The 19,894-nt window shown below is 44.7% G+C and carries 20 protein-coding genes; 4 read left to right on the top strand and 16 right to left on the bottom strand.

Features of this window, described 5'->3' with window-relative positions:
• The first annotated feature begins 37 nt into the window (after positions 1 to 37).
• Together AC4MRV_RS15560 and recR are read left to right on the top strand one after the other, a co-directional pair.
• Entirely contained in the window at positions 38 to 367 is a 330-nt protein-coding gene (locus tag AC4MRV_RS15560) for a YbaB/EbfC family nucleoid-associated protein (RefSeq protein ID WP_006959389.1), read from the top strand.
• Between the two features lie 16 nt (positions 368 to 383).
• A complete protein-coding gene (recR, locus tag AC4MRV_RS15555; protein ID WP_491188242.1) occupies positions 384 to 986 on the top strand; it encodes a recombination mediator RecR in 603 nt (200 codons plus the stop codon).
• Between the two features lie 32 nt (positions 987 to 1,018).
• On the opposite strand, the gene AC4MRV_RS15550 is transcribed toward recR, so the two are convergent.
• From AC4MRV_RS15550 to AC4MRV_RS15525, 6 genes are all read right to left on the bottom strand, one after another.
• Positions 1,019 to 2,065 carry a PKD domain-containing protein gene (locus AC4MRV_RS15550; protein ID WP_491188241.1) on the bottom strand — a complete coding sequence of 349 codons (1,047 nt, stop codon included), beginning with the start codon at positions 2,063 to 2,065 and terminating at the stop codon, positions 1,019 to 1,021.
• Between the two features lie 15 nt (positions 2,066 to 2,080).
• The gene (locus tag AC4MRV_RS15545; RefSeq protein WP_491188240.1) at positions 2,081 to 3,082 is read right to left on the bottom strand and encodes a DUF2860 family protein; all 1,002 of its coding nucleotides are present in this window, start codon (positions 3,080 to 3,082) and stop codon (positions 2,081 to 2,083) included.
• Positions 3,083 to 3,198: 116 nt separating this feature from the next.
• Positions 3,199 to 4,797, bottom strand: coding sequence for an ATP-binding protein (locus AC4MRV_RS15540; protein WP_491188239.1), 1,599 nt, complete (start codon positions 4,795 to 4,797; stop codon positions 3,199 to 3,201).
• Between the two features lies 1 nt (position 4,798).
• Positions 4,799 to 5,509 carry a winged helix-turn-helix domain-containing protein gene (locus AC4MRV_RS15535; protein WP_491188238.1) on the bottom strand — a complete coding sequence of 237 codons (711 nt, stop codon included), beginning with the start codon at positions 5,507 to 5,509 and terminating at the stop codon, positions 4,799 to 4,801.
• 165 nt (positions 5,510 to 5,674) lie between these two features.
• Entirely contained in the window at positions 5,675 to 6,373 is a 699-nt protein-coding gene (aqpZ, locus tag AC4MRV_RS15530) for an aquaporin Z (RefSeq protein ID WP_491188237.1), read from the bottom strand.
• A 133-nt stretch (positions 6,374 to 6,506) separates the two neighbouring features.
• On the bottom strand, positions 6,507 to 6,755 hold the full coding sequence (locus AC4MRV_RS15525; RefSeq protein ID WP_491188236.1) for a YkgJ family cysteine cluster protein: 249 nt from the start codon (positions 6,753 to 6,755) through the stop codon (positions 6,507 to 6,509).
• Between the two features lie 134 nt (positions 6,756 to 6,889).
• On the opposite strand from AC4MRV_RS15525, the gene AC4MRV_RS15520 reads away from it, so the two are divergent.
• Together AC4MRV_RS15520 and AC4MRV_RS15515 are read left to right on the top strand one after the other, a co-directional pair.
• Positions 6,890 to 7,327 carry a YcgN family cysteine cluster protein gene (locus tag AC4MRV_RS15520; protein ID WP_491188235.1) on the top strand — a complete coding sequence of 146 codons (438 nt, stop codon included), beginning with the start codon at positions 6,890 to 6,892 and terminating at the stop codon, positions 7,325 to 7,327.
• A gap of 140 nt (positions 7,328 to 7,467) precedes the next feature.
• Entirely contained in the window at positions 7,468 to 9,147 is a 1,680-nt protein-coding gene (locus AC4MRV_RS15515) for a mechanosensitive ion channel domain-containing protein (RefSeq protein WP_491188234.1), read from the top strand.
• Between the two features lie 28 nt (positions 9,148 to 9,175).
• Here AC4MRV_RS15515 and AC4MRV_RS15510 read toward each other — a convergent pair whose 3' ends face one another.
• The 10 genes from AC4MRV_RS15510 to AC4MRV_RS15465 form a co-directional block, all read right to left on the bottom strand.
• Positions 9,176 to 9,463 carry a putative quinol monooxygenase gene (locus AC4MRV_RS15510; protein WP_491188233.1) on the bottom strand — a complete coding sequence of 96 codons (288 nt, stop codon included), beginning with the start codon at positions 9,461 to 9,463 and terminating at the stop codon, positions 9,176 to 9,178.
• 11 nt (positions 9,464 to 9,474) lie between these two features.
• A complete protein-coding gene (locus AC4MRV_RS15505; protein ID WP_491188232.1) occupies positions 9,475 to 9,870 on the bottom strand; it encodes a VOC family protein in 396 nt (131 codons plus the stop codon).
• An 81-nt stretch (positions 9,871 to 9,951) separates the two neighbouring features.
• The gene (locus tag AC4MRV_RS15500; protein WP_491188231.1) at positions 9,952 to 10,257 is read right to left on the bottom strand and encodes a ribbon-helix-helix domain-containing protein; all 306 of its coding nucleotides are present in this window, start codon (positions 10,255 to 10,257) and stop codon (positions 9,952 to 9,954) included.
• Between the two features lie 126 nt (positions 10,258 to 10,383).
• Positions 10,384 to 11,961 carry an alkaline phosphatase gene (locus AC4MRV_RS15495; RefSeq protein ID WP_491188230.1) on the bottom strand — a complete coding sequence of 526 codons (1,578 nt, stop codon included), beginning with the start codon at positions 11,959 to 11,961 and terminating at the stop codon, positions 10,384 to 10,386.
• A 184-nt stretch (positions 11,962 to 12,145) separates the two neighbouring features.
• Entirely contained in the window at positions 12,146 to 14,035 is a 1,890-nt protein-coding gene (locus tag AC4MRV_RS15490) for a BCCT family transporter (protein ID WP_491188229.1), read from the bottom strand.
• Between the two features lie 119 nt (positions 14,036 to 14,154).
• Entirely contained in the window at positions 14,155 to 14,508 is a 354-nt protein-coding gene (locus AC4MRV_RS15485) for a hypothetical protein (protein ID WP_491188228.1), read from the bottom strand.
• Between the two features lie 184 nt (positions 14,509 to 14,692).
• Positions 14,693 to 15,622, bottom strand: coding sequence for a ChaN family lipoprotein (locus AC4MRV_RS15480; protein WP_491188227.1), 930 nt, complete (start codon positions 15,620 to 15,622; stop codon positions 14,693 to 14,695).
• 76 nt (positions 15,623 to 15,698) lie between these two features.
• Positions 15,699 to 16,529 (bottom strand): 23S rRNA (guanine(745)-N(1))-methyltransferase, encoded by an 831-nt coding sequence (gene rlmA / locus AC4MRV_RS15475; RefSeq protein ID WP_491188226.1) that lies wholly within the window; start codon positions 16,527 to 16,529, stop codon positions 15,699 to 15,701.
• A gap of 96 nt (positions 16,530 to 16,625) precedes the next feature.
• Positions 16,626 to 18,662 (bottom strand): methyl-accepting chemotaxis protein, encoded by a 2,037-nt coding sequence (locus AC4MRV_RS15470; RefSeq protein ID WP_491188225.1) that lies wholly within the window; start codon positions 18,660 to 18,662, stop codon positions 16,626 to 16,628.
• A gap of 189 nt (positions 18,663 to 18,851) precedes the next feature.
• The gene (locus AC4MRV_RS15465; RefSeq protein WP_491188224.1) at positions 18,852 to 19,736 is read right to left on the bottom strand and encodes a D-hexose-6-phosphate mutarotase; all 885 of its coding nucleotides are present in this window, start codon (positions 19,734 to 19,736) and stop codon (positions 18,852 to 18,854) included.
• Positions 19,737 to 19,894: the final 158 nt, after the last annotated feature.

Genomic DNA, 19,894 nt, shown 5'->3' with positions numbered 1-19,894 from the left:
TAATAACGAAACAAGCTAACTAACCAGAGAGATAAACATGTTTGGTAAAGGCGGTATGGGCAATCTAATGAAGCAAGCCCAGCAAATGCAAGAGCGTATGCAAAAGCTTCAAGAAGAAATCGCAAATATGGAAGTAACCGGTGAGTCTGGTGCTGGCCTAGTTAAAGTGACTATTACTGGTAGTCACAGCGTGCGTCGTGTTGAAATCGATGAAAGCTTGATGGAAGACGACAAAGAAATGCTTGAAGATCTTATCGCTGCTGCATTCAATGATGCTGCTCGTCGCGTAGAAGAAACTCAAAAAGAGAAAATGGCTGGCGTAACTGGCGGTATGCAATTACCACCAGGTATGAAGATGCCTTTCTAATCGACAAGGTTAGTTAATGCGTACCAGTCATATGCTGGAACAATTGATGGAGGCCTTACGTTGTCTGCCTGGGGTTGGCCCCAAGTCGGCTCAACGTATGGCCTTTCATTTGCTACAGCGAGATAGAAAAGGTGGCTTACAACTGGCTGATGCTCTTAGTCAGTCGATGACCGAAATTGGCCACTGCAGCGAGTGTCGTACTTTCACAGAAGAGGAAGTGTGTCATATTTGTACTAACCCTAAGCGGCAAGAAAATGGCCAGCTATGTGTGGTTGAAAGTCCTGCTGACATCGCAGCTGTTGAAGCTACGGGGCAGTATTCTGGTCGCTATTTTGTCTTGATGGGGCACTTGTCTCCATTAGATGGTATTGGGCCAAGCGATATTGGCTTAGATGTATTGGATTATCGCTTGCGTCGTGGTGACGTGAGTGAAGTAATCTTAGCGACTAACCCAACAGTCGAAGGTGAAGCAACCGCTCACTACATCGCGGAGTTATGCAAAGAGAGCCAAGTGTCAGCTAGTAGGATTGCCCACGGTGTGCCTGTTGGCGGAGAGCTTGAATTGGTTGACGGCACCACGTTATCCCATTCGTTGCTAGGTAGACAAAAACTGAGTTAGTAAAGCGATGCCCTAGAGCATCGCTTTTTTGTCTAGTGGCTAAACATCTGCGTTACTTGCTCTAAGCTAGGCTCAAGAACAAAAACGTCCTCTCCACTTTCGAGTGCGATCAGGTAATTGGTGAGCTCACTCTCTGGTTCAGTGTTCATTAGCGTAACTCGCTTGCCTTCTAATTGAATGTTCCCGTGAATTTGATGACAATCAATTGAACTCGCAAAATTAGGAAGACAGACATCTATCGCTCTTGGTGTGAAGCTGGCCATTAGCGCCAATAAAGTCTGCTGTCTCACAGGCTCTTTGTGTATTAGGTCAAGTTCTATCTCTGTCGCGCTATCTAGTTGTTGCAATACATGGTTAAGTTTCTCGACAAGTTGTGCTGGCGAAATCAGATTCGGCTCAGAGATTGTCAAGGTTACAACGCCGTTTTCCAACGACCAATCTAACTCAAATGATTGATAATCAGCCCCCACTTTCAATGGATTTTCTTTTTGCAGCGAAGACGACAGTTCATCGTTTAACTCAACCAGTAGTTGTTGCCATTCATCATCACTACGAATTTCCAATGCTTTGAGCAAATAGGGCTGGTAGATCTGATACCACTTCTGCTCAATTTGATGCTGAACAGCGGCTCCTTGAGCGACGAAATTCCACATTAGCTCGTAATCGTCGAGGTAGTCCGGAGTTGATCTAGCCGTTGCCAGTGCTTCTTGCTCTCGAAGAATGATTTTGATGCGATCGGTATTTGTTCTACCGATGCTGTCTTTAGCATACAACTCAAACTCATAGGTGCCAGCAACTGTTGGATTAATCAAAGTTGCGGTTAAGCTATCCGAGTTTAGTATGGCAAGTTGCTGCGGCCCAGAGACTTGTTTCCAGCGCGTGGTTTTTATCTTATATAAATGCTTCGGATAGGTTTTTGCCGATCCTTTCAAAGTTAAACTGTTTTTGGGCAGTGTATGAAGTTGATCCGCTCCAGCGTTGACGGTTGGTTTTGTGTATTTTTCCGCGTCCGTTGCATCATCCACACAGCCGAACAAAACCAAAGTAAACATAATGAGCATTGTTTTTAAGTAGTTCATGAGATTACCCCTGAGTTAAAAGCTGTAGCTAATGCCAGTTGAGAGAAAGGTGTCTTCGCTATCATAGAAGTCGATGTCTGAGTCTTGTTGTTGGTAACCAGCCATGACGTGTAACGCCGCCCCTTGCCAACCAAAAAGTTGTTGGTAGCTATATACCGAGAATATCCCTACGCTTTGTTGATCTTGCTTTTGATTAAATACCGGGTTCTCTTCATCGAAGGCTGCACTGTTGTTACGTATTGTTGTGACGAAACTGTGCTGTTGCGCATTAAGGATTACAGATAATTGAGCACTTAGTTGCTGGAAATCATGGGCATCGCCTTCTGCATCTCTCAGTGTGTAGTAAAGTGCTGGAGCTAAAATAAGGTTAGGGTGAAGAGGAAAGCTTAACTCAGTGCCGAAGCGGTGGTATTGACTGTCTCTAGAGAGCTGAGAGCGTTGTGCTAGTGAAAGGTTTTGCGAAAATCCAATTTCATCTTGGTCGACTTCGCTGTTGGCGAATGCATACTTGAGGGAAGCGGGGAAAGGCGAACTGATGTCTAACGCGATGCGACCGCCTGACACGCGTTGGTCGGTTGTGTCTCTTTCTTGGTTCGTTAAGTAAGGATCTCGCCAGACCTCATCCATACCCGGTAAGTTGCCAAATAATGCTCCGGTTACGATCAGGCTCTTGCCAACCTTCTGCGATACGCCTAGCTCGGCTTGGAATTGAGCTTGTGTGATTTGGTCTTCACTATTACCTAAATAAATCAGCGTATTACCAAAGCTGTACTGTAGGCGACCTAGAATGAAGGGAGCCGCTTGCTTGATTTGTTTTCCATTATCGTTAAGACTGGAGGTGAGCGCGTTATCATCATGGGTGTTTGACTGCGACTGGTGTTGGCTCCAGCCTGCATTGATACTGATTGTGCCGCTTAGGCCAGGGGAGAATGCGTCCGCTTGCGCTTGGCAGTTAGCCGCTAAAAGGGCTAACAAGATGCCGTTGGCACAACTGAGGGTGTTTGAGCGATAAGTCATGTAACCTCCTTTTGGATGGCAATAATGTAATGCCAATCAAAAATACCATTCACGATGCCTATGGGTCGTTGGTGAATAATGGACAGTTTGTGTCCATTTTGGTCACATTGTTTTTTCTACAGTTTTTTGGAAGCGAGTGATTGAGGCCACTGAATGGTGAACTTTGCACCTCCAAGCGGAGAGTCGCCAACAGAAACAGTGCCGCTATGCCAGTGCAAAATCTGTTTTACAATAGCTAAGCCCAGACCATGTCCTTTGCCACTGCCACGCTCTTGGTTTTCAAGTTGAGCAAAGGGTTCAAAAATGCGTTCAATGTCGCTTGCCGATATCCCTTCACCATCATCTTCGATACAAATTGAATAGTTGCTCTCTTCGCAGTTAAAGGAGAGCTGGATACGTTGGCGAGCATATCGGCTAGCATTACCTAGCAGGTTTTTTACTGCTCTCATCAGCCCGTTTTGGTCGATAAATAGCACGGCATTCTCAAGATCTGGGGAAACATTAAGATCAATCTCTAGTTGAGGATGCTCAAGAGAGAAGTGCTCAATTTCCTGAGCAAGGTTTTTAGCAAAGCAAGTGTCTGAAAATTGGTTGATATCAGCGATGCGATTGTATCGGGCTAGTACCAGATTTTGATTGATGAGGTGGTCGAGATCTTCGATGCTTGAATCAATTGTGCGTCGATACTTCTCTCTTTGGCTTGCGGATGTTTCTTCATCATCCAACATTTCAAGTGCGAAGCGCAGTCGATACAAAGGTGTACGTAAGTCGTGGGCGACCGCATTGGTGAGCTCCCTCTGACCTGCGATTAAGCTTTCAATGTTGTCAGCCATCTTGTTGAATGACACGCTCAATTGAGAAACGACGGACATTTTACTTGCTGTTGCTCGTTGAGAGAGCTTGCCATGGCCAAACTCATTTGCCGTTACGACAAGGCGTTTTAGATCTCGCCATAACGGGTAGATCCAAATGATCAAGGCAAGGGATATGAGCAAGAAAAACAGTACGCCAATTGCCGATGTCAATTTAAGTTGGGTTGCTTGGGATAGGTCATCATGAACATGCAGCCACAGACCAGGTTCTACAGGAGCCAGAAGTTCAACTTGGCCCATATCGTTGATATAGCTAACGGCGCCACTGCTCGTTTGTTCAAGGGCGAGTTTAGCAGCATCGGACAGTTGCCCCTCCGTTTTAAAGCTAATCGAGAATGGAATAGATTGATTCTGCCTGGCTAGATCGGCATTCCATTCCTCCTTGGGTAAGGAGCGCAAGTGTTCAGCAGCGAGAAATAGTGTCCCCCTAGCTTGGTTGAGTACAGCAAGCTCGGTGGATTCATTGAGAGCAAAATAGATAACTTGATCGCTTTCTCCCACCCGCTGGATTAGAGCCATAGGGTCCCCATATAAAAAGGAAATCTTTCCCTCAATGAGCGATTGGTGTAGTGATGGGTCGAATTCATAATTGGCGAGTGATTCCAGTTTTAGTGGGTAAGCAAACTCAGTCGCGTAGTGCTGAATTGTTTGCTGCCATTGGTGTTGAGGTTGGCGGAGCAGTTTGTCAGACAAAATATCAAAATTGACCGAATAGATTTGCTGGAAGAAATCTTCTGAGAATGCTTCGTTTAATCGCTGAATTGGATTGATTTTCGTTGGAATGATTAGAACGATAATCGGTACAAATACGGCGAGCCATAAAATGGAGAATGCTCGGATCATATCAAACCTCTAGTGATGTCATGCACAGTTGATAGCCGACTCCACGAACGGTTTTGATGAGTTCTGGCTGGTTTGGATCATCATTGAGTGTTCGTCGTAAACGTGAGATACGGCGGTCGATAGAGCGATCCAAACCGTCATATTCAAACCCTCTGATCTGCTGAGCTATGTCATCTCTAGACACCACTTGGCCAACATTTTTAGCCAGCAATAGTAGGAGCTCAAATTCGGAAGTTGTCAGCTTTATGGCTTGCTGGTTTAGCTCAACACTGCGATGTTGGAGATTAATCACTAAATCGCCAATTCGAAGCTCATGCTTAGAGCTGCTAGCCACATTGCGTTCGTGTCGGCGAAGTAATGCTCTGATACGAGAGAGAAGAAGCCTTGGTTTAACTTGCTTAACTATGTAATCGTCCGCACCCAATTCTAAGCCCATGACTTGATCGATGTCGTCATCTAATGCCGTTTGCATCAGGATCATTCCGGCATAATGGGCTCGAATTGCTCGACATACTTCCATCCCACTTTGACCCGGTAGCATGACGTCAAGAATGACTAAATCTGGCTGTTGGCTAAGTATAGTGTCCACGGCAAGAAGGCCATCACTGACTATAGTGACAGAGAATTCGTAGTTGTGTAAGAAATCACGAATTAGCTCAGCGAGCTCATTGTCATCTTCTACCAGAATGATTCGAGAAATTGGAGTTGTCATAACATCTCGGCGATGGATGAAGGGTGCTAGAACTATAACCTGAATGAATAGCGACCTGTGTGACCGATTGTGACCGAAAGATAAACTTGTGATGTAATTTATAAAATTACTGTAAGCGCTTTGAATTGAAGGGAGTTAGCCGCACAGTTAATGCGGCTAGAGTTATTAACTTTCTGATGGTTTGCCAGCAATGGTTTTGTAGCAAATAGCCCCAAGTAGCGCACCAATAATTGGAGCAACCCAGAACAGCCATAATTGCGATATTGCCCAGTCACCAACATACAATGCCACTGCAGTACTGCGTGCAGGGTTTACAGAGGTATTGGTTACAGGAATGCTGATTAAGTGAATCAGCGTCAAACCCAGCCCGATAGCAATTGGAGCAAATCCTTGGGGAGCGCGCTCATCGGTCGCACCCAGGATAATGATTAGAAACATCATGGTCATAACGACTTCAGCCAGTAAGCCTGCAAACATAGAGTATTGGCCAGGCGAATGTGCGCCGTATCCATTAGCAGCAAAGCCTGAAGCGGTTACATCAAAGCCAGCTTGACCTGACGCTATAAGATATAAAACGCCACCGGCTATCAAGCCACCAACTACTTGAGCAAGGATGTAAGGTAGGACATGTTTCGCTTCAAAACGACCACCGGCCCAAAGACCTATGGTAACGGCAGGATTCAAATGACAACCAGAGATGTGGCCAATAGCGTACGCCATAGTCAGAACCGTCAAACCAAATGCAAGTGAAACACCTAGCAAGCCGATGCCTACGTCAGGGAAGCCAGCAGCTAATACCGCACTACCACAGCCCCCCAGTACTAGCCAAAACGTACCAAAAGATTCTGCAATGTATTTATTCATGGGTTTCCTAAATTTGTTATATGTGGAAGACCCGAGAAAGATAGTAGAGAAATGTCAGCGCGGTGTGAGTGAAATTGGCGAATTCTAACAATAGAGTCGCGGATAGCATCTTGTCTTATAAGTGGTACATCTATTATGTCAGATTTTCCAACTCGGTGATGTTGTCTAACGCCTGTTGATTACTTTTTCCACAGACGACAGGGCAAGGTTTGAATTCGTGACAGACTTTTGGTCTTTCTGGCTTACCAAATAACTTGCAAAGATTATCTTCATTCAATTGGATACAGCGAACCCCAGCAGGTTTGCCTTTTGGCATGCCTGGAATAAAAGAAGATATGCTTGGGGCGATACAGCAAGCGCCGCAGCCGAGACGACAATCCATCAAATTAACCTCGAAATTTAGAAGTGCGCGATGGTAGCAAAAAAGTGTAGATCGATCAGCTCAAACTTTGCCCTTGAACTTTTAAGGTCTAAACGGTATAAATCGCCCCCCAGTCTGATAATGAAGTAACACCGATGAGCACACCATTTTGGCAAAGTAAAAAACTAGAGCAGATGACCGAACAAGAGTGGGAGTCTCTTTGCGATGGTTGTGGTAAATGCTGCCTACACAAGCTCATGGATGAAGATACGGATGAGATCTACTACACCAATGTGGCGTGTAGTTTACTCAATAGCAAAACTTGCTCTTGTAAAGACTATCCGAACCGATTTAATTACGATGAAGAGTGTACCAAGCTAACTCAAGATGATATTGAGGACTTCACTTGGCTACCACACACTTGTGCGTACCGTTTGTTAGCAGAAGGCGAGAACTTACCTGAGTGGCACCCACTGATCACAGGCTCAAAATCTGCTATGCATGCAGCGGGTGAAAGCGTTCGTAATAAGGTGGTTTACGAAATTGAGGTGGTAAACTGGGAAGACCACATTTTGAATCATCCGAATCGTTAAGATTTTTTAAAACAGCCGCTTCTAGCGGCTGTTTTTCTATTTGCTTATCTTTGACGATTTACCCGCAATTCTTTTTAGTTTTGTGGTGTACACTTAGTTTCATCTACAAAAGAAACAAAGACTTATTGTTTGAGGTATACATGAGACACTGTTCTCGCGGTAACTTGATGTTATCCCTTTTTACTCTGATGCTGGCGCTGACTACCATGGTCAGCTTACCGACTTACGCATCAGATGAGGCGAGTGCTCCAGCCAAATCAAAAGCAGAGCTGAATCTCGATAAAATAAATCTTGATTTGAAAGAGCTTTCAGACGCGTTGGCTACCACCAGTGGCGAGGAAAAAGATGCGCTGCAGCTAAAACTGTTTCAAAAAAATGAAGATCTTCGTGCAGCGCTTGCGACAGCCATTAGCCGTGAATCCATTCCGAAACAAAAGCTCATTGACCAAGTAGAAATGCAGCAAAATTACTCTCAAGGCGCAAATGTTTACCTAGAAGAGAAAATTAAAGCACTTAACGAAAAGATCAATGAAGCGAAAGATGAAGAACGTCTGACGCTATTGAATGACTATCAAGAGTTGCAACACTATTTAGACACCATCATTGAAGCGAATTGGCAGAACATTGAGTGGTTGAAAGAACTTGGTGTTGATGAGACCGCAGCGGAAGCACAGTTTAAAGACCTGGTGAGTAAGCGTTTACGCCTGATGTCAGCCTCTGTTGAGTACTTCAACCAGCAAGTCACGGTTGTTGGCAAGCAGTTAGCTGTAAGCCCTGAGTCGGAAAAATCCTCACTGCAATTAACTCAGTTGGTTATCAAACAGCGCATGGGCATTGCGGTCGATAGTTTGAACTCACTGATTTCGATTGGTGATCAACTGGATATTGATACTTCAGAATACAAGCGTTTGATGTTCGAAGTAACAGGAAGCATCACGCAAGATTTGCTAGATGGTAAAGTGCTTATCTCGATCGTCACGCACTGGTCGACAAATATTTGGGATTGGTTTGCTAACAACGCACCACAACATCTGTTCCAATTGTTTGTGTTCGCGCTGATATTGTTGGCAACGAGCATGGTGGCGAAGCTAACCCGAAAGGTGATCAGTAAAACCGTTATTTCGAAGAACCTAAAACTCTCACAGTTGATGCAAGATTTCTTTATCGGAATGTCAGGCAACATCGTTTGGGTGATTGGTATTCTTGTTGCGTTATCGCAAATAGGCTTAAACCTTGCTCCGGTTCTAACAGGTTTTGGTATCGCAGGTGTCATTATTGGTTTCGCGCTTCAAGACACGCTGTCTAACTTTGCTGCTGGGATGATGTTACTGATTTACCGTCCGTTTGATGTCGGTGATTTTGTTTTTGCTGGTGGTGTAGACGGTAAAGTGAGTCATATGAGCCTAGTGAATACGACGATCAAAACCTTTGATAACCAAATCATCATCATTCCAAACAGTAAGATTTGGGGGGATGTGATTAAGAACGTCACCCATGAGCGTGTTCGTCGTGTCGATATGGTGTTTGGGATTGGCTATAGTGATGACCTACTGAAAGCGGAGCAGGTGCTTACTGATATTGTTACCTCGCACCCTCTAGTCCTGCGTTCACCAGAACCGAATATTAAAGTTCATACCTTAAATACGTCGTCAGTCGATTTTATTGTTCGCCCCTGGGTTAAAACGGATGATTACTGGGATGTTTATTGGGATGTGACCAAAGAAGTTAAGCTGCGTTTTGATAAAGAAGGCATTTCGATTCCGTTTCCACAGCAAGATGTTCACCTTCACATGGTGAAAGAGTTGCCGCAAGACAGTTAAAAAAGAGCGCCATCATGGCGCTCTTTTTTTATTCAACTTCCTCATAGAAGGTAATGACAGGCTCTTCGCGCAAAACCCCGTCTAATTGCTTGAGTAGGTCTTGAAAATAGGGCTGTTGGCAATGGAAGTCGAACGCTTGTTGGTCAACAAATTGCTCCTGAAAAGTAAAGCGCGCTGCATCATCAGCGTTTTTAAATAGACGATAGGAGAGACACCCTTTCTCTTTTCGGGTTGGCTCAATCATTGCCGATAATAGCAAGTGCAACTCTTGCTCTAGGTCTTCTTTAGCATGGAACGCAGCGGTTAGATTAATCATAGTCATTCTCTTTATAGGTAACGGCCTTGACGCTGAAGAAACTCAATCTTATAGCCATCAGGGTCAGTGATAAAAAAGAAAGTCGCAAGGTGTACGCCATTGTGATCAAGTGCTTTTACATCTGAAGCCTCAATACCCAAATTGGTAATCCGCTGATGTGCTTGTTCAATATCTTCAACACTAACAGCAAGATGACCGTAACCACTGCCATGGCTATACGGCTCTTCTTGGTCGTGATTGTGCGTCAACTCTAACTCGAAGCCAGTTTCTTCATTAGCCAGGTAGGTGAGGCTAAAGCCATCAAAGATGTACTGATCTTTGATTTCGAGCTCTAGGGCTTGGCGGTAGAATACGATGGATTGGGCAAGGTCACGGACCCTTACCATGGAATGAATGAGTTTTGTCATAACTGCCTCTTACTTCTGATGAAGGTAGGATACTGGCAGCTGAATATCGTCAGGTAGTACTAGAGTACGACAAGACGATTTTTATACGTTTTCTATCAGTTGCTCTTTTACACTAGCCATCACGTCATGAGGCTGGCGAAGATAAATTAAGCAGGCACAACGTAATAGCGAGGTAAAATTGCTGATTTCACCATTGTGTTGCAATGCTTCGCTGTAGATAGAGCTAATAAAGCGGGGCAATGTCATTTCTTGTTGCGACGCAATCTCTTCTAGGATCTGCCAGAAGCTGGCCTCGAGCTTGATGCTGGTTGCGTGACCATCTATACGAATAGAACGCGCGATAGTTTGGTAGTTTTCTTGCGGTTGTTGAGAGAATATTTCACACATAATGGATAGCCTAGGTTATTGCAGCGGTCATTTTTATCTTCTCTGATGCCGAGAGTCAACATCGAAACCGAAAACAAAAAAACGCCCCGAAGGGCGCTGAGTAGTGCGAGTTTATTCCAGTTAAAACTAGTTCACTTGCTGTTTAATGAATTCACCTAGCTCTGAGTGATGCATGATTTTTGATACAGGCAATATCTTATCTGCTGGTCCCCAAGCAAAGACATTAACAGGTGTATGAGTGTGAGTTCCGGTACCCCAAACGATGTTTTGTCCTGTCGCTTGCTCACGAGCTAATAGGTTGCCGCGATCGTTATATGGGAAGAAGGCATCGAAGTCGTTAATAGCTGGCACGTTTTCCGCCGATAAGTATTTATGCTGAGCGAGACGGTATGGATTTGGCTTGCTGGCTAGCACGTTTTTCGCTTGCTCTGCTGTAATAGGGAAGGCGCTATTTTGGTTTACAATTTCAGCCAACTTCTCAGGAGTTTGCTGCGCTTTGTCCAGTTTTTGGAATTGGCTGATCATGCCGTAGTAGCTTTGCTTTTGATTGTACAAGCCATCTAAGATATCAAATGAGCCAAAATTGAAGTTAGGTGCGTAGTCACGTTTGGCGAAGGCTTCACCAGAACGCTTTTGAGGCTTTGGTAAATCTTGAGACGAGTAACTAAAGCCAAATGATCCCGTTTCATGGTCAGCAGTGACAATAACAATCGTATCATCACGATCTTTTGCCCATTGGTAGACCGATTCTACGGCTTCATCAAACTTGATCATTTCATGCAGCATAGTCCCCGCATCGTTACTATGGCCAGCCCAGTCAATTTGGCCGCCCTCAACCATTAAGAAAAAGCCATCTTTGTCTTTCGCTAATACTTCAAGCGCTTTATCCGTCATCTCTTTAAGGCTTGGTTGGGTGCGCTCACCAGTCATCTTCTTGTTGCTGTAAGCAATGCCATCATCCATGCCTGAATACGCAAACAGCCCAAGTAGCTTGTCACCTTTCGCTTGGTCAAGCATGGCTCGGTTAAATGCCAGTTGGTAGCCGCCTTTTTGTGCTTCTGTCAGAAGGTTACGATCATCTTTACGCTTCGATTTTAGATACACATCGCCTTGAGTTAGGCTTTGTAACTCTTTATAGGTCTCGCCTTTATCATTTGTGGATTTAGGAATCCAATGACGCAGCCCGCCAGATAACATGACGTCGACACCTGTGGCTAACATATCTGAAGCAATGTCGTTTTCTAATGAGCGGTGAGGTTGGTGAGCGGCAAAGGCTGCAGGTGTCGCGTGAGTTAGGCGGGTATCGGAAACTAAGCCTGTGGCTTTGCCTGCTTTTTTCGCTTTCTCTAACACCGTTTCTAAGTGATGGCCTTGTGAATCAATACCTATTACTTCTGAAGCCGTGTATGTTCCAGTCGCAAGCATGGTAGCGGAACATGCCGAGTCAACTACAATCGCATCTTCTGGATGAGTTAATGAAGAGCCAATAACGCCCTCTTGAGCCAGCTTATATAGGGCGGTTTTATCGCCTTTATAGATTGAGTTTGGTGCTTGATTTGCGTAGGTTTCTAGTAGGCCGACTTGCTGTGGGCCCATACCATCACCAATCATCAAAATAACGTTTTTGATCTCCGCTGAAAGTACATTGAACGATAGCGTAGACGTTGCCACTGCGGCAATAACCGGTTTGATTAAGTGCTTCATCGAATTGTCCTTATTTATAAAAGCGAGCTGATTACAACACCGGTTTATGTCAAATGTGTTTCGTATTTATGTCATAAATATAAAACTGAGTAATTATTCGATTTTAGTCTGAAAGAAGATAAAAAAAGCTCATCTAATGATGAGCTTTGACTTAGGAAGGAGAGGGGCATGGCCAAAGAAAGAGTTAGCTTGCCGCGTTGACGACCGCTTGATTAAACTCGCTTCTTGCCATTTGTGCTTGCTCAGACGCGGCTTCTTTTGCATCTTGCGCCTTTGATACAGCGTCTAGAGCAGATTGAAGCTCGTCTTGAAGCTCTTGAGGTAAATGGTGATCGGAGAATGCTTCTTCGCCATCATGCTCTAAAGCAAAAGCACGAATGTGTTTTTTCACCTTCATTACGTTAGCCAATGCTTCACGTTCTAGTTCAGCGGCTTCTTGTGCTGCATCGCGGCTGCGTTCAAATCGTGCGAGAGCCATACCTTCCAAAGACCATGGGTCCATATCTGGTAGTTCTTCGATGTTGATGGTTGGCTCAACATAGTCTTCCTGATGACGTAGATCCAATGAAGTGGCTCGAACGGCGGATACCATCAACATCACAGAGATCCCAAGTAGAGGTAAGCCGCCAACAATAGCTGCAGTTTGTAATGTGCTTAAGCCACCTAAGAACATGAGCACCGTTGGCAAGAACGACAATGCGAATGCCCAGAACATGCGGTTCCAACGCATTGGCTCTTCAGTCACGTTGTTCTGAACAACAGATGCCAAGATGTATGAGATAGAGTCGAATGTAGTTGCGGTAAAAATAACACATAGAATAGTGAACACAGCGATCACTAATGTGCCCATTGGCAAAGCATCAAGCATTGAGAAAATGGCTTTGGTTGCCCCTTCTGTATTCAGAATACCAACTACATCCAGCTCTCCGGAGAGCTGTAGCGATAGCCCATAGTTACCCAGGACCATAAAGAACAAGAAGCAGCCTAACGATCCAAAGAAGATAGAGCCAGATACCATTTGTTTGATAGTTCGGCCGCGTGAAATCCGAGCAACAAACAGGCCCATGCTCGGCGCGAATACTAACCACCAAGCCCAGTAGAATATGGTCCAATCTTGTGGGAAATGAGTATCGTCGAAGGTGCCGTATCCACCAAATGGCTCAGCCCAAGTCGCCATGACAAAGAAGTTAGATAACATTCGGCCGATAGAATCGAGGCCGGTTTCTAGCATGAAAATGGTTGGGCCAACAGCAAGGACAAACGCCAGTAGCCCCATCGCGCCCCAGAAGTTGATATTGCTGAGGATCTTGATGCCTTTCTCCATGCCCGCATAGGAAGAGTAAGCAAAAATCGCTGTACAAACGAGTAAGATCGCGATTTGGCTCAGAGTGCTTTGTTCAATACCAAATAGGAAGTTTAAGCCTTCACCGATGAGAGGCGCGGCAAGACCTAACGTAGTCGCAGCACCGCCTAACAAGCCGAAAATAAACAGCACATCGACAATTTTACCCGCTGCGCCATTGGTTCGTTCTTCGCCAATCACTGGCATAAGAGCGCTGGAAACTTTTAACACAGGTTGCTTACGAACATAAAAGAAGTATGCGATTGGCAGAGCAGGGATCAGGTAAATCGACCAAGCAATCGGACCCCAGTGGAAGATACCGTAGGTCGCAGCCCAGCGCACGGCTTCTTCACTGCCTGGTTCTAGCTGAAATGGTGGGTTTTGGTAGTAGTACGCCCATTCAATACAGCCCCAGTAAAGAATACTTGCGCCTATGCCTCCGCAGAACAGCATCGCTGCCCAAGATGAGGTGGCAAATTCAGGCTTCTCGTCAGGGTCACCTAGTTTGATTTGCCCCATGTCACTGAAGACGACGTAGATCATAAAGAAGAACGCACTAAGACCGAGTGCTAAATAAAGGAAACCGAGTTTATCGGTCATGAAGTTCTTGGCGATGGCAATCCAGTCTGCCCCTTGCTGAGGGAATAAAATGAGAGGAAAAATGACGGTCAGCAAAAGGGCGATAGCGCCAAAGAAGGTGGGCTTATCAATAAGCGAAAAAGCGTTTTTCACGTGCAATTAATCCATAAACAAAAATTGCCTGATTATGGAACGCAATAATGTCTGCCAACAAACTCGATTGTTTGTCGACAAGAGTAATAAATCTAATCAACCATTGAGAGGGGGCTGGTTTATAGTATGGCTAGCAAAATGCCACCAACGGTTGCCGCAGCGGAAAGGTATTGCCCCGCAGAGTAAGATCCATCGTCTTCCTCTTTAATTTTGTCAGGGTGATCCATACCCAGTGCACCATGAGCAAATGACTCAACCTTATCGCCGACGGATTTGTCACCTTTTTCAGCCACTGAGTCTTTTTCAATCTCTTGTAAAGCGGCTAAAAGCGCTTTGCCTTCTTCAGATAAAGTGACTTTATTTTGCTCAACTTTCAATGGTGTTGAGGCCTGAGAGCTATCCACAGGGCTTGATTGAGGCTTAACCTGCTGGGTTGGCGAAAGCTGTGCCGGCGCCATTCCTACTGGGGTCATAGTGAACTCCTTATACTGTCCTCAGACAATATATCGACCGTGTTGTGAAAAACTTGTGCAAAATATGCGTAATTTGTATGAAATTCACTCAAGCATAAAGTATGCCTGTTTGTAGCGGACGGGTAGGAAATAAGATAAAACTGACGAGTATGCTTGATACTCGTCAGTGGTTTTAATCAATAATTTAACGACAAGTTAGATCATCATTGCGACCTTTCAACTTTTGGTACGCCTTCATTCGATTTTCCATTTGTACATATCGCACCGGCGGCTCAACGACGACTAGGCGAAAATCATCACCGCTATCAGAATCAGCCGTTGGTACTGGTGTAATTACAGCGACTTTGAGGGAAGGGTTGCGTTTCAGAATAGCAGCTTTGGTACCAAGCCCTAGCTCCGTGTGAAATTTTCCAGCGATATGAACAACTTGAGAGCCACTATTTTGCTCTAAATAGTTGACGATGCTTTCTGCCATAGTTTCATCCCAAGTAATCTGGGCGGCGAACTGCTTTTCGGTTTGTTCGGGTTTACCGTGATGCATAGACGCCATAAATTTTTCTTTGTAAGGCGTCGTTGAGGTGTCGATGTTGCTTGCTAAGAACGATCGCTCTTTCTCTGTAAGTTTATCTAAATAATCAAGACCTTGGCGGCCGATACAACGCACAATTGGTTTAGGCGCATTGGATGCAATAATGTCTAGATTGTTTCTTTTTGCCAACTCTACGAGAGGTCGGTAATCACTTTCGTAATTAGGCCAAGCGTTCCCGTTGCTGATAAGAACTTGTTCACCGATGGTGCCGCTAAGGTATTCGTCAAGGACCTCTTGTTTGTCTCTAGAGAATTGTTCCATTGAAAGCGCGACCGCTTCATTACTGGTGATCAACTGTTGCAATAAATCGGTTTGAAAACGATGTACACCGGCATGTGTATGCCACTCACCAACCAAAATAACGTCTGCCTCACTAAGCTCTTTCGGAAGCTGGCTCAGCTGAATTTGCTTTGCTTGAGGAGAAAGAAGCTTGTAGTCGTAGAATGTTGTTGGCGTCTGATCATAAGTTGTTGAACAGGCCGTTAGGAAAAGAGTGAAAAGAGAAGTTGCGATTACAGTACGCATTAAAAAACCTCCAGAAATTGGTGAGAGCATACTACTGGAGGCTTTAAAATGTTTCAATAATAATGAGAATTATTATCTATTGGTTTTGTTGTTGCTTGCGATAAACGCGAATCATAAAGTCAGCCTCACACTCAAACAGTGTAGCGGATTGAAGTTCTTCACGTAGTGATTCTGACGCTTTCCACGCGAAAGGAGTCATTTGCAAGAGGTCGTAGGCATCGCCTTGGGCGAGAGGCATAACGTAGCTAAGCGTTTCTTCTTTCTCTAAGCTGAAGCCAGTAATTTGTTCGGGATCTTCACTGTGCAGTCGAACATCCGTATAGATGGCCTCACGCAATTGATATAGGTGACGTGCAGCTGGTGTAACTGTAACAACGATACCATTATCAGTTGTCACTCGAGCTAATTCATCAGCATTGCATGGTGCATAGATTCGAACCACAGCATTTAGACTTTGGTTTGCAAAAGGCAGCCGGTGGCTAGATGCAACACTAAATGCACAGTTGGTATAACGCTTCGCTGCGTAGCGAATCGCCACTTTTGATATATCTAAGCCGTAGGTTTGCGAGCTGTCAGATCTCTCTTGTAATCGTTGTGCGATTGCGTTGGTGTAGTAACCTTCGCCGCAACCAATATCAAGGAGTTGTGGTCTTTCGCCATCGACATATTCTGCACAAAGCTCAGCCACTTTCTGCTTCATGGGACGATAATAGTCTTTTTCTAGGAAGCGTCTGCGTGCTTGCGTCATCTCTTTATTGTCGCCAGGATCCTTCGAGCGCTTATGTTGTACCGGCATCAAGTTGAGGTAGCCTTCTTTAGCTAAATCAAAAGCGTGGTTGTTTTCACAGCGGAAACTACGTTCGGAACGTGATAAGGGCTGATGGCAAAGAGGGCACTGATAGTTCATGACATACTCAAGGCAGAAGTGAGGCGGCAAATTCTATCAAAAAGAATGAGGTCAGCGAAATAAAAAGAGCCGAAATCTATCGGCTCTTTAAGTGGGTTAGTGGAAAAAATCCACTTGTTGCTTTAAGTGCTGCGCTTGCTTTTGTAATTGGGTAGCGCTTTCAGAAGTTTGTGCACTTGTGTCTCGGCTTTCTCTATTCAGCTCACTGATCGAGTGTGCACTTGCAGCAATTTCCTGCGAGACTTGCGCTTGCTCTTCTGATGTTGCTGCAATCGCATCTGCCTGAGAAGCGATAGACTGCACTTGGCTAGCAATCGCTTCCAATGCATTTCCTGCCTCTTGAGCCTTATCTAGTACTTTATTGGCATTGTTTTGGCTTTCCGTCATCATATTTACCGCATTGCTGGTTGAGCCTTTTAGCTTCTCAATAATACTGACGACGTCTTGGACTGATGTCTGAGTTCGGTGAGCGAGTGTGCGTACTTCATCGGCGACGACAGCAAAGCCTCGTCCTTGTTCTCCAGCTCGAGCAGCTTCAATAGCGGCATTCAGTGCCAGCAGATTAGTTTGCTCCGCAATCTCATCAATCATTTTCGTGACAGTCTGGATACTCTCACTATCTATGTTCACCTGCTCTATTGCCGCCGCTGATTGATCTAACTGATCATTAAGCTGGGCAACATCGATGCAAACGCCTTCCACTACCTCTAAACCAGACTGACTATCTGTATTCGCTGAACGTACGTTTTCTGCGATACTTTCAACTTGTTGAGCAACAGATTGAGCGGAAGATGCCATTTCTTCTATAGCTGTGACGACTTGCTCCACCTGTTCTTGTTGTAAATCAGATTGGGTGAGGTTGTGATTCGCATCATTCACAACACACGTTGAGTTACTTTCGACTTGATCGCTTGTTGCCCGGATCTGACCAACGAGCTCATCCAATTGATTGGCCATGTTGGCAACACCATTACTGAGGTTACCAATCTCGTTTTTGGATGCTTGTCCCGTAGCAGGGATATGAATACTCACTTCACCTTTTGCAAGTCGGCCCATGTAACCATCTAGGATAGTTAGTGGTTTCAGCATTCTGTTGAGCACGATGGTAAGGATTACAAACGTTCCTGCAGCGACCAAAACTGAGATGATGGCGATAAGCTCTAGTAGTGCTTGGCTTCCTTTTGTGACTTCACTAATAAAGGTGCCACCTAACAGTTTCCAGTTCCAACCAGGCACTTCAGTAAAGACGAGATACTTTTCCCCAACTTGGCCATTGTATTCATATGGATAGCGAATTAGGCCACTCTTTTGTTCGAATATTTTGTAGAACGGTTTGTTGCCGTTGTAATCTGAGACTTCTTGAATTGGTGGATCCGTTTCTTTGTGTTTCGGATGAAGTAGGTAATGACCTAAGTTATCTTCCTTGTTATCGAGAATGATGGTGTAGCCCGTATCACCCCAGTTAACGGTTTCTAGTGAATCAAACAGATTTTGGGTAGCTCGCTCTACCGGAAGTCCGATGAAGGTAATGCCCTTTACTGTACCGTTAGCATCTTTTAAAGGCGCGTAGTATGTGATGTAGCGTTGGCCGTAAAGCTTTATTTGAGCATAGTATGGTTGGCCGCTAATCAGTTTTTGATAGCCAGGATGGTTTTTACCTAGCGTTGTACCTATTGCTCGATTTCCTTGTGGATCTTTGAGCGACGTTGCAACTCGGATGAAATCGTCGTTTAAAGGGACAAATATCGTCGCGACCGCACCTGTATCGCGTGTAAAGCTGTCTACCAATTTAGTGTCGTTGACCAAGCTTTCACTATATTGAGTGATGTTGGGTACTTGGTTTCCTTGAAATTCAACGGTATAGCTTTCGACGTATACGCCTGCTAAATAGCCATTACGAAACGTAGACTCTAAGACTTCTGCAGTATGAAGGTAGGCGTTGAACTGGCCAGCGATGGTTTTGGCCATAGACTCAACTTTAGATTGGTGCTCCTTCAAGGTATTTTCCAGTAACACGCTTGAAGCGTTTTGATAAACAAGTGCAGCAATGCTGGAAAAAGTGGCAAGCAGACACAAAGTGATAACCAACTTTAGTTGGAAACCAACGCTTTGGTTTCTATATTTTTGCAACATGTAGTGTCTTTCCTGGTATTTATAAAACTGATTGGTTGTTGTGAAATGCATGCTATCGACTTATATGGATGACTTAATTGATATCTATTAAGTAATTTGTCAAAAAAATGCAGTAAACCAATGGATAACTAGGAGTAGACCTGAAGAAGGAGAGATTTATTACAATAGGCCGGAAATCCGACCTATTTATTACATTGACTTGATTGTCGTGATTAGCTGGTGGTGTTCGCCAGGTTGTAAGGTTTTACCTTGCTCTAGTGATGGCGCGTGTAGTGTAGACTCTACACAAAGGAAGGTTTTGTAACCGTCATCTTGCATATCCCCCATGCCTTTAGCACCTTCAGCCCAAGGGTTCCACAATACCGCAGAATTATGACCTTGGTTTTCAACAACGACTGAACGATTAAATATTGGGTCAGACACGGTAATTTGATCTGCTGGCTTGGTGTAAACACGGTCGATCGTGTCAGTAAGTTTTAGTTCGTTACTACCTTGGCAGATTGCTCCGTCTTTAAGGCTATCGATGTATTCAGGTCCCATACCAGTCGTTGTCGCCTGCTCAATATCACCAACAGTTAAGTAAGTGTGCAGTGCGCCAGAGAAGGTCCAAGCTTGAGTATCTGTGTTTGTTACCCCTAGCGTTACTTTTAGCTCATCACCTATTTCAATCAGCAGGTGAGCTTGAAATTGATAAGGCCAAACCGCAAGTGTTGAGTCGGATGAAACCAATCCAAGTTCGACAATGACACCGTTTTCATTTTCACGGTGTTCCAGCAATGTCCATTCACTGTTGCGTGCAAAACCGTGCGCTGGCGCTGCAATACGACCAAACCATGGCCAACAGATAGGGATACCACCACGAAGGGCAGCTTTACCATCAAACACCGCTTGTTTGCTCATCCAAATCAGATCTTCTTGGCCTTCAGGCTTGAATGAAATGACGTGTCCACCATGTAGAGCAATACCAGCTGTCGCTTTTTCGTGAATGACACGAACCACTTTAACTTGGTCAATTTCAACAATGGTCACATTGTCTGAAAGTGCGGTGAGGGTAGGGAGGGTTTTCAAATCCATATAAAGTTCCTAGACGTAGACTCACTCAAAATTAAGATACAAAAAAGGCGACTCGAGAGCCGCCTTTTACAAGATTCTGCGCTAAACGCTTATCTTAAAGTAATAATTACTTAGAGATGTGTGCGATTAGGTCTAGAACTTTGTTTGAGTAACCGATT

It is taken from the genome of Vibrio sp. (genome assembly GCF_984391705.1).
Note: the sequence above shows the minus strand (reverse complement) of the source record. Positions and strands in the feature narration are given on the sequence as shown.

What these genes read in the sequence shown, in the direction of transcription:
- AC4MRV_RS15540 (WP_491188239.1), bottom strand. Translation starts at nt 4,797, where the DNA reads ATGATCCGAGCATTCTCCATTTTATGGCTCGCCGTATTTGTACCGATT.
- AC4MRV_RS15545 (WP_491188240.1), bottom strand. Translation starts at nt 3,082, where the DNA reads ATGACTTATCGCTCAAACACCCTCAGTTGTGCCAACGGCATCTTGTTA.
- rlmA (WP_491188226.1), bottom strand. Translation starts at nt 16,529, where the DNA reads ATGAACTATCAGTGCCCTCTTTGCCATCAGCCCTTATCACGTTCCGAA.
- AC4MRV_RS15525 (WP_491188236.1), bottom strand. Translation starts at nt 6,755, where the DNA reads ATGGATTGTCGTCTCGGCTGCGGCGCTTGCTGTATCGCCCCAAGCATA.
- AC4MRV_RS15480 (WP_491188227.1), bottom strand. Translation starts at nt 15,622, where the DNA reads ATGCGTACTGTAATCGCAACTTCTCTTTTCACTCTTTTCCTAACGGCC.
- AC4MRV_RS15470 (WP_491188225.1), bottom strand. Translation starts at nt 18,662, where the DNA reads ATGTTGCAAAAATATAGAAACCAAAGCGTTGGTTTCCAACTAAAGTTG.
- AC4MRV_RS15535 (WP_491188238.1), bottom strand. Translation starts at nt 5,509, where the DNA reads ATGACAACTCCAATTTCTCGAATCATTCTGGTAGAAGATGACAATGAG.
- AC4MRV_RS15485 (WP_491188228.1), bottom strand. Translation starts at nt 14,508, where the DNA reads ATGACCCCAGTAGGAATGGCGCCGGCACAGCTTTCGCCAACCCAGCAG.
- AC4MRV_RS15510 (WP_491188233.1), bottom strand. Translation starts at nt 9,463, where the DNA reads ATGATTAATCTAACCGCTGCGTTCCATGCTAAAGAAGACCTAGAGCAA.
- AC4MRV_RS15560 (WP_006959389.1), top strand. Translation starts at nt 38, where the DNA reads ATGTTTGGTAAAGGCGGTATGGGCAATCTAATGAAGCAAGCCCAGCAA.
- AC4MRV_RS15500 (WP_491188231.1), bottom strand. Translation starts at nt 10,257, where the DNA reads ATGTGTGAAATATTCTCTCAACAACCGCAAGAAAACTACCAAACTATC.
- AC4MRV_RS15495 (WP_491188230.1), bottom strand. Translation starts at nt 11,961, where the DNA reads ATGAAGCACTTAATCAAACCGGTTATTGCCGCAGTGGCAACGTCTACG.
- AC4MRV_RS15465 (WP_491188224.1), bottom strand. Translation starts at nt 19,736, where the DNA reads ATGGATTTGAAAACCCTCCCTACCCTCACCGCACTTTCAGACAATGTG.
- AC4MRV_RS15505 (WP_491188232.1), bottom strand. Translation starts at nt 9,870, where the DNA reads ATGACAAAACTCATTCATTCCATGGTAAGGGTCCGTGACCTTGCCCAA.
- aqpZ (WP_491188237.1), bottom strand. Translation starts at nt 6,373, where the DNA reads ATGAATAAATACATTGCAGAATCTTTTGGTACGTTTTGGCTAGTACTG.
- recR (WP_491188242.1), top strand. Translation starts at nt 384, where the DNA reads ATGCGTACCAGTCATATGCTGGAACAATTGATGGAGGCCTTACGTTGT.
- AC4MRV_RS15520 (WP_491188235.1), top strand. Translation starts at nt 6,890, where the DNA reads ATGAGCACACCATTTTGGCAAAGTAAAAAACTAGAGCAGATGACCGAA.
- AC4MRV_RS15515 (WP_491188234.1), top strand. Translation starts at nt 7,468, where the DNA reads ATGAGACACTGTTCTCGCGGTAACTTGATGTTATCCCTTTTTACTCTG.
- AC4MRV_RS15550 (WP_491188241.1), bottom strand. Translation starts at nt 2,065, where the DNA reads ATGAACTACTTAAAAACAATGCTCATTATGTTTACTTTGGTTTTGTTC.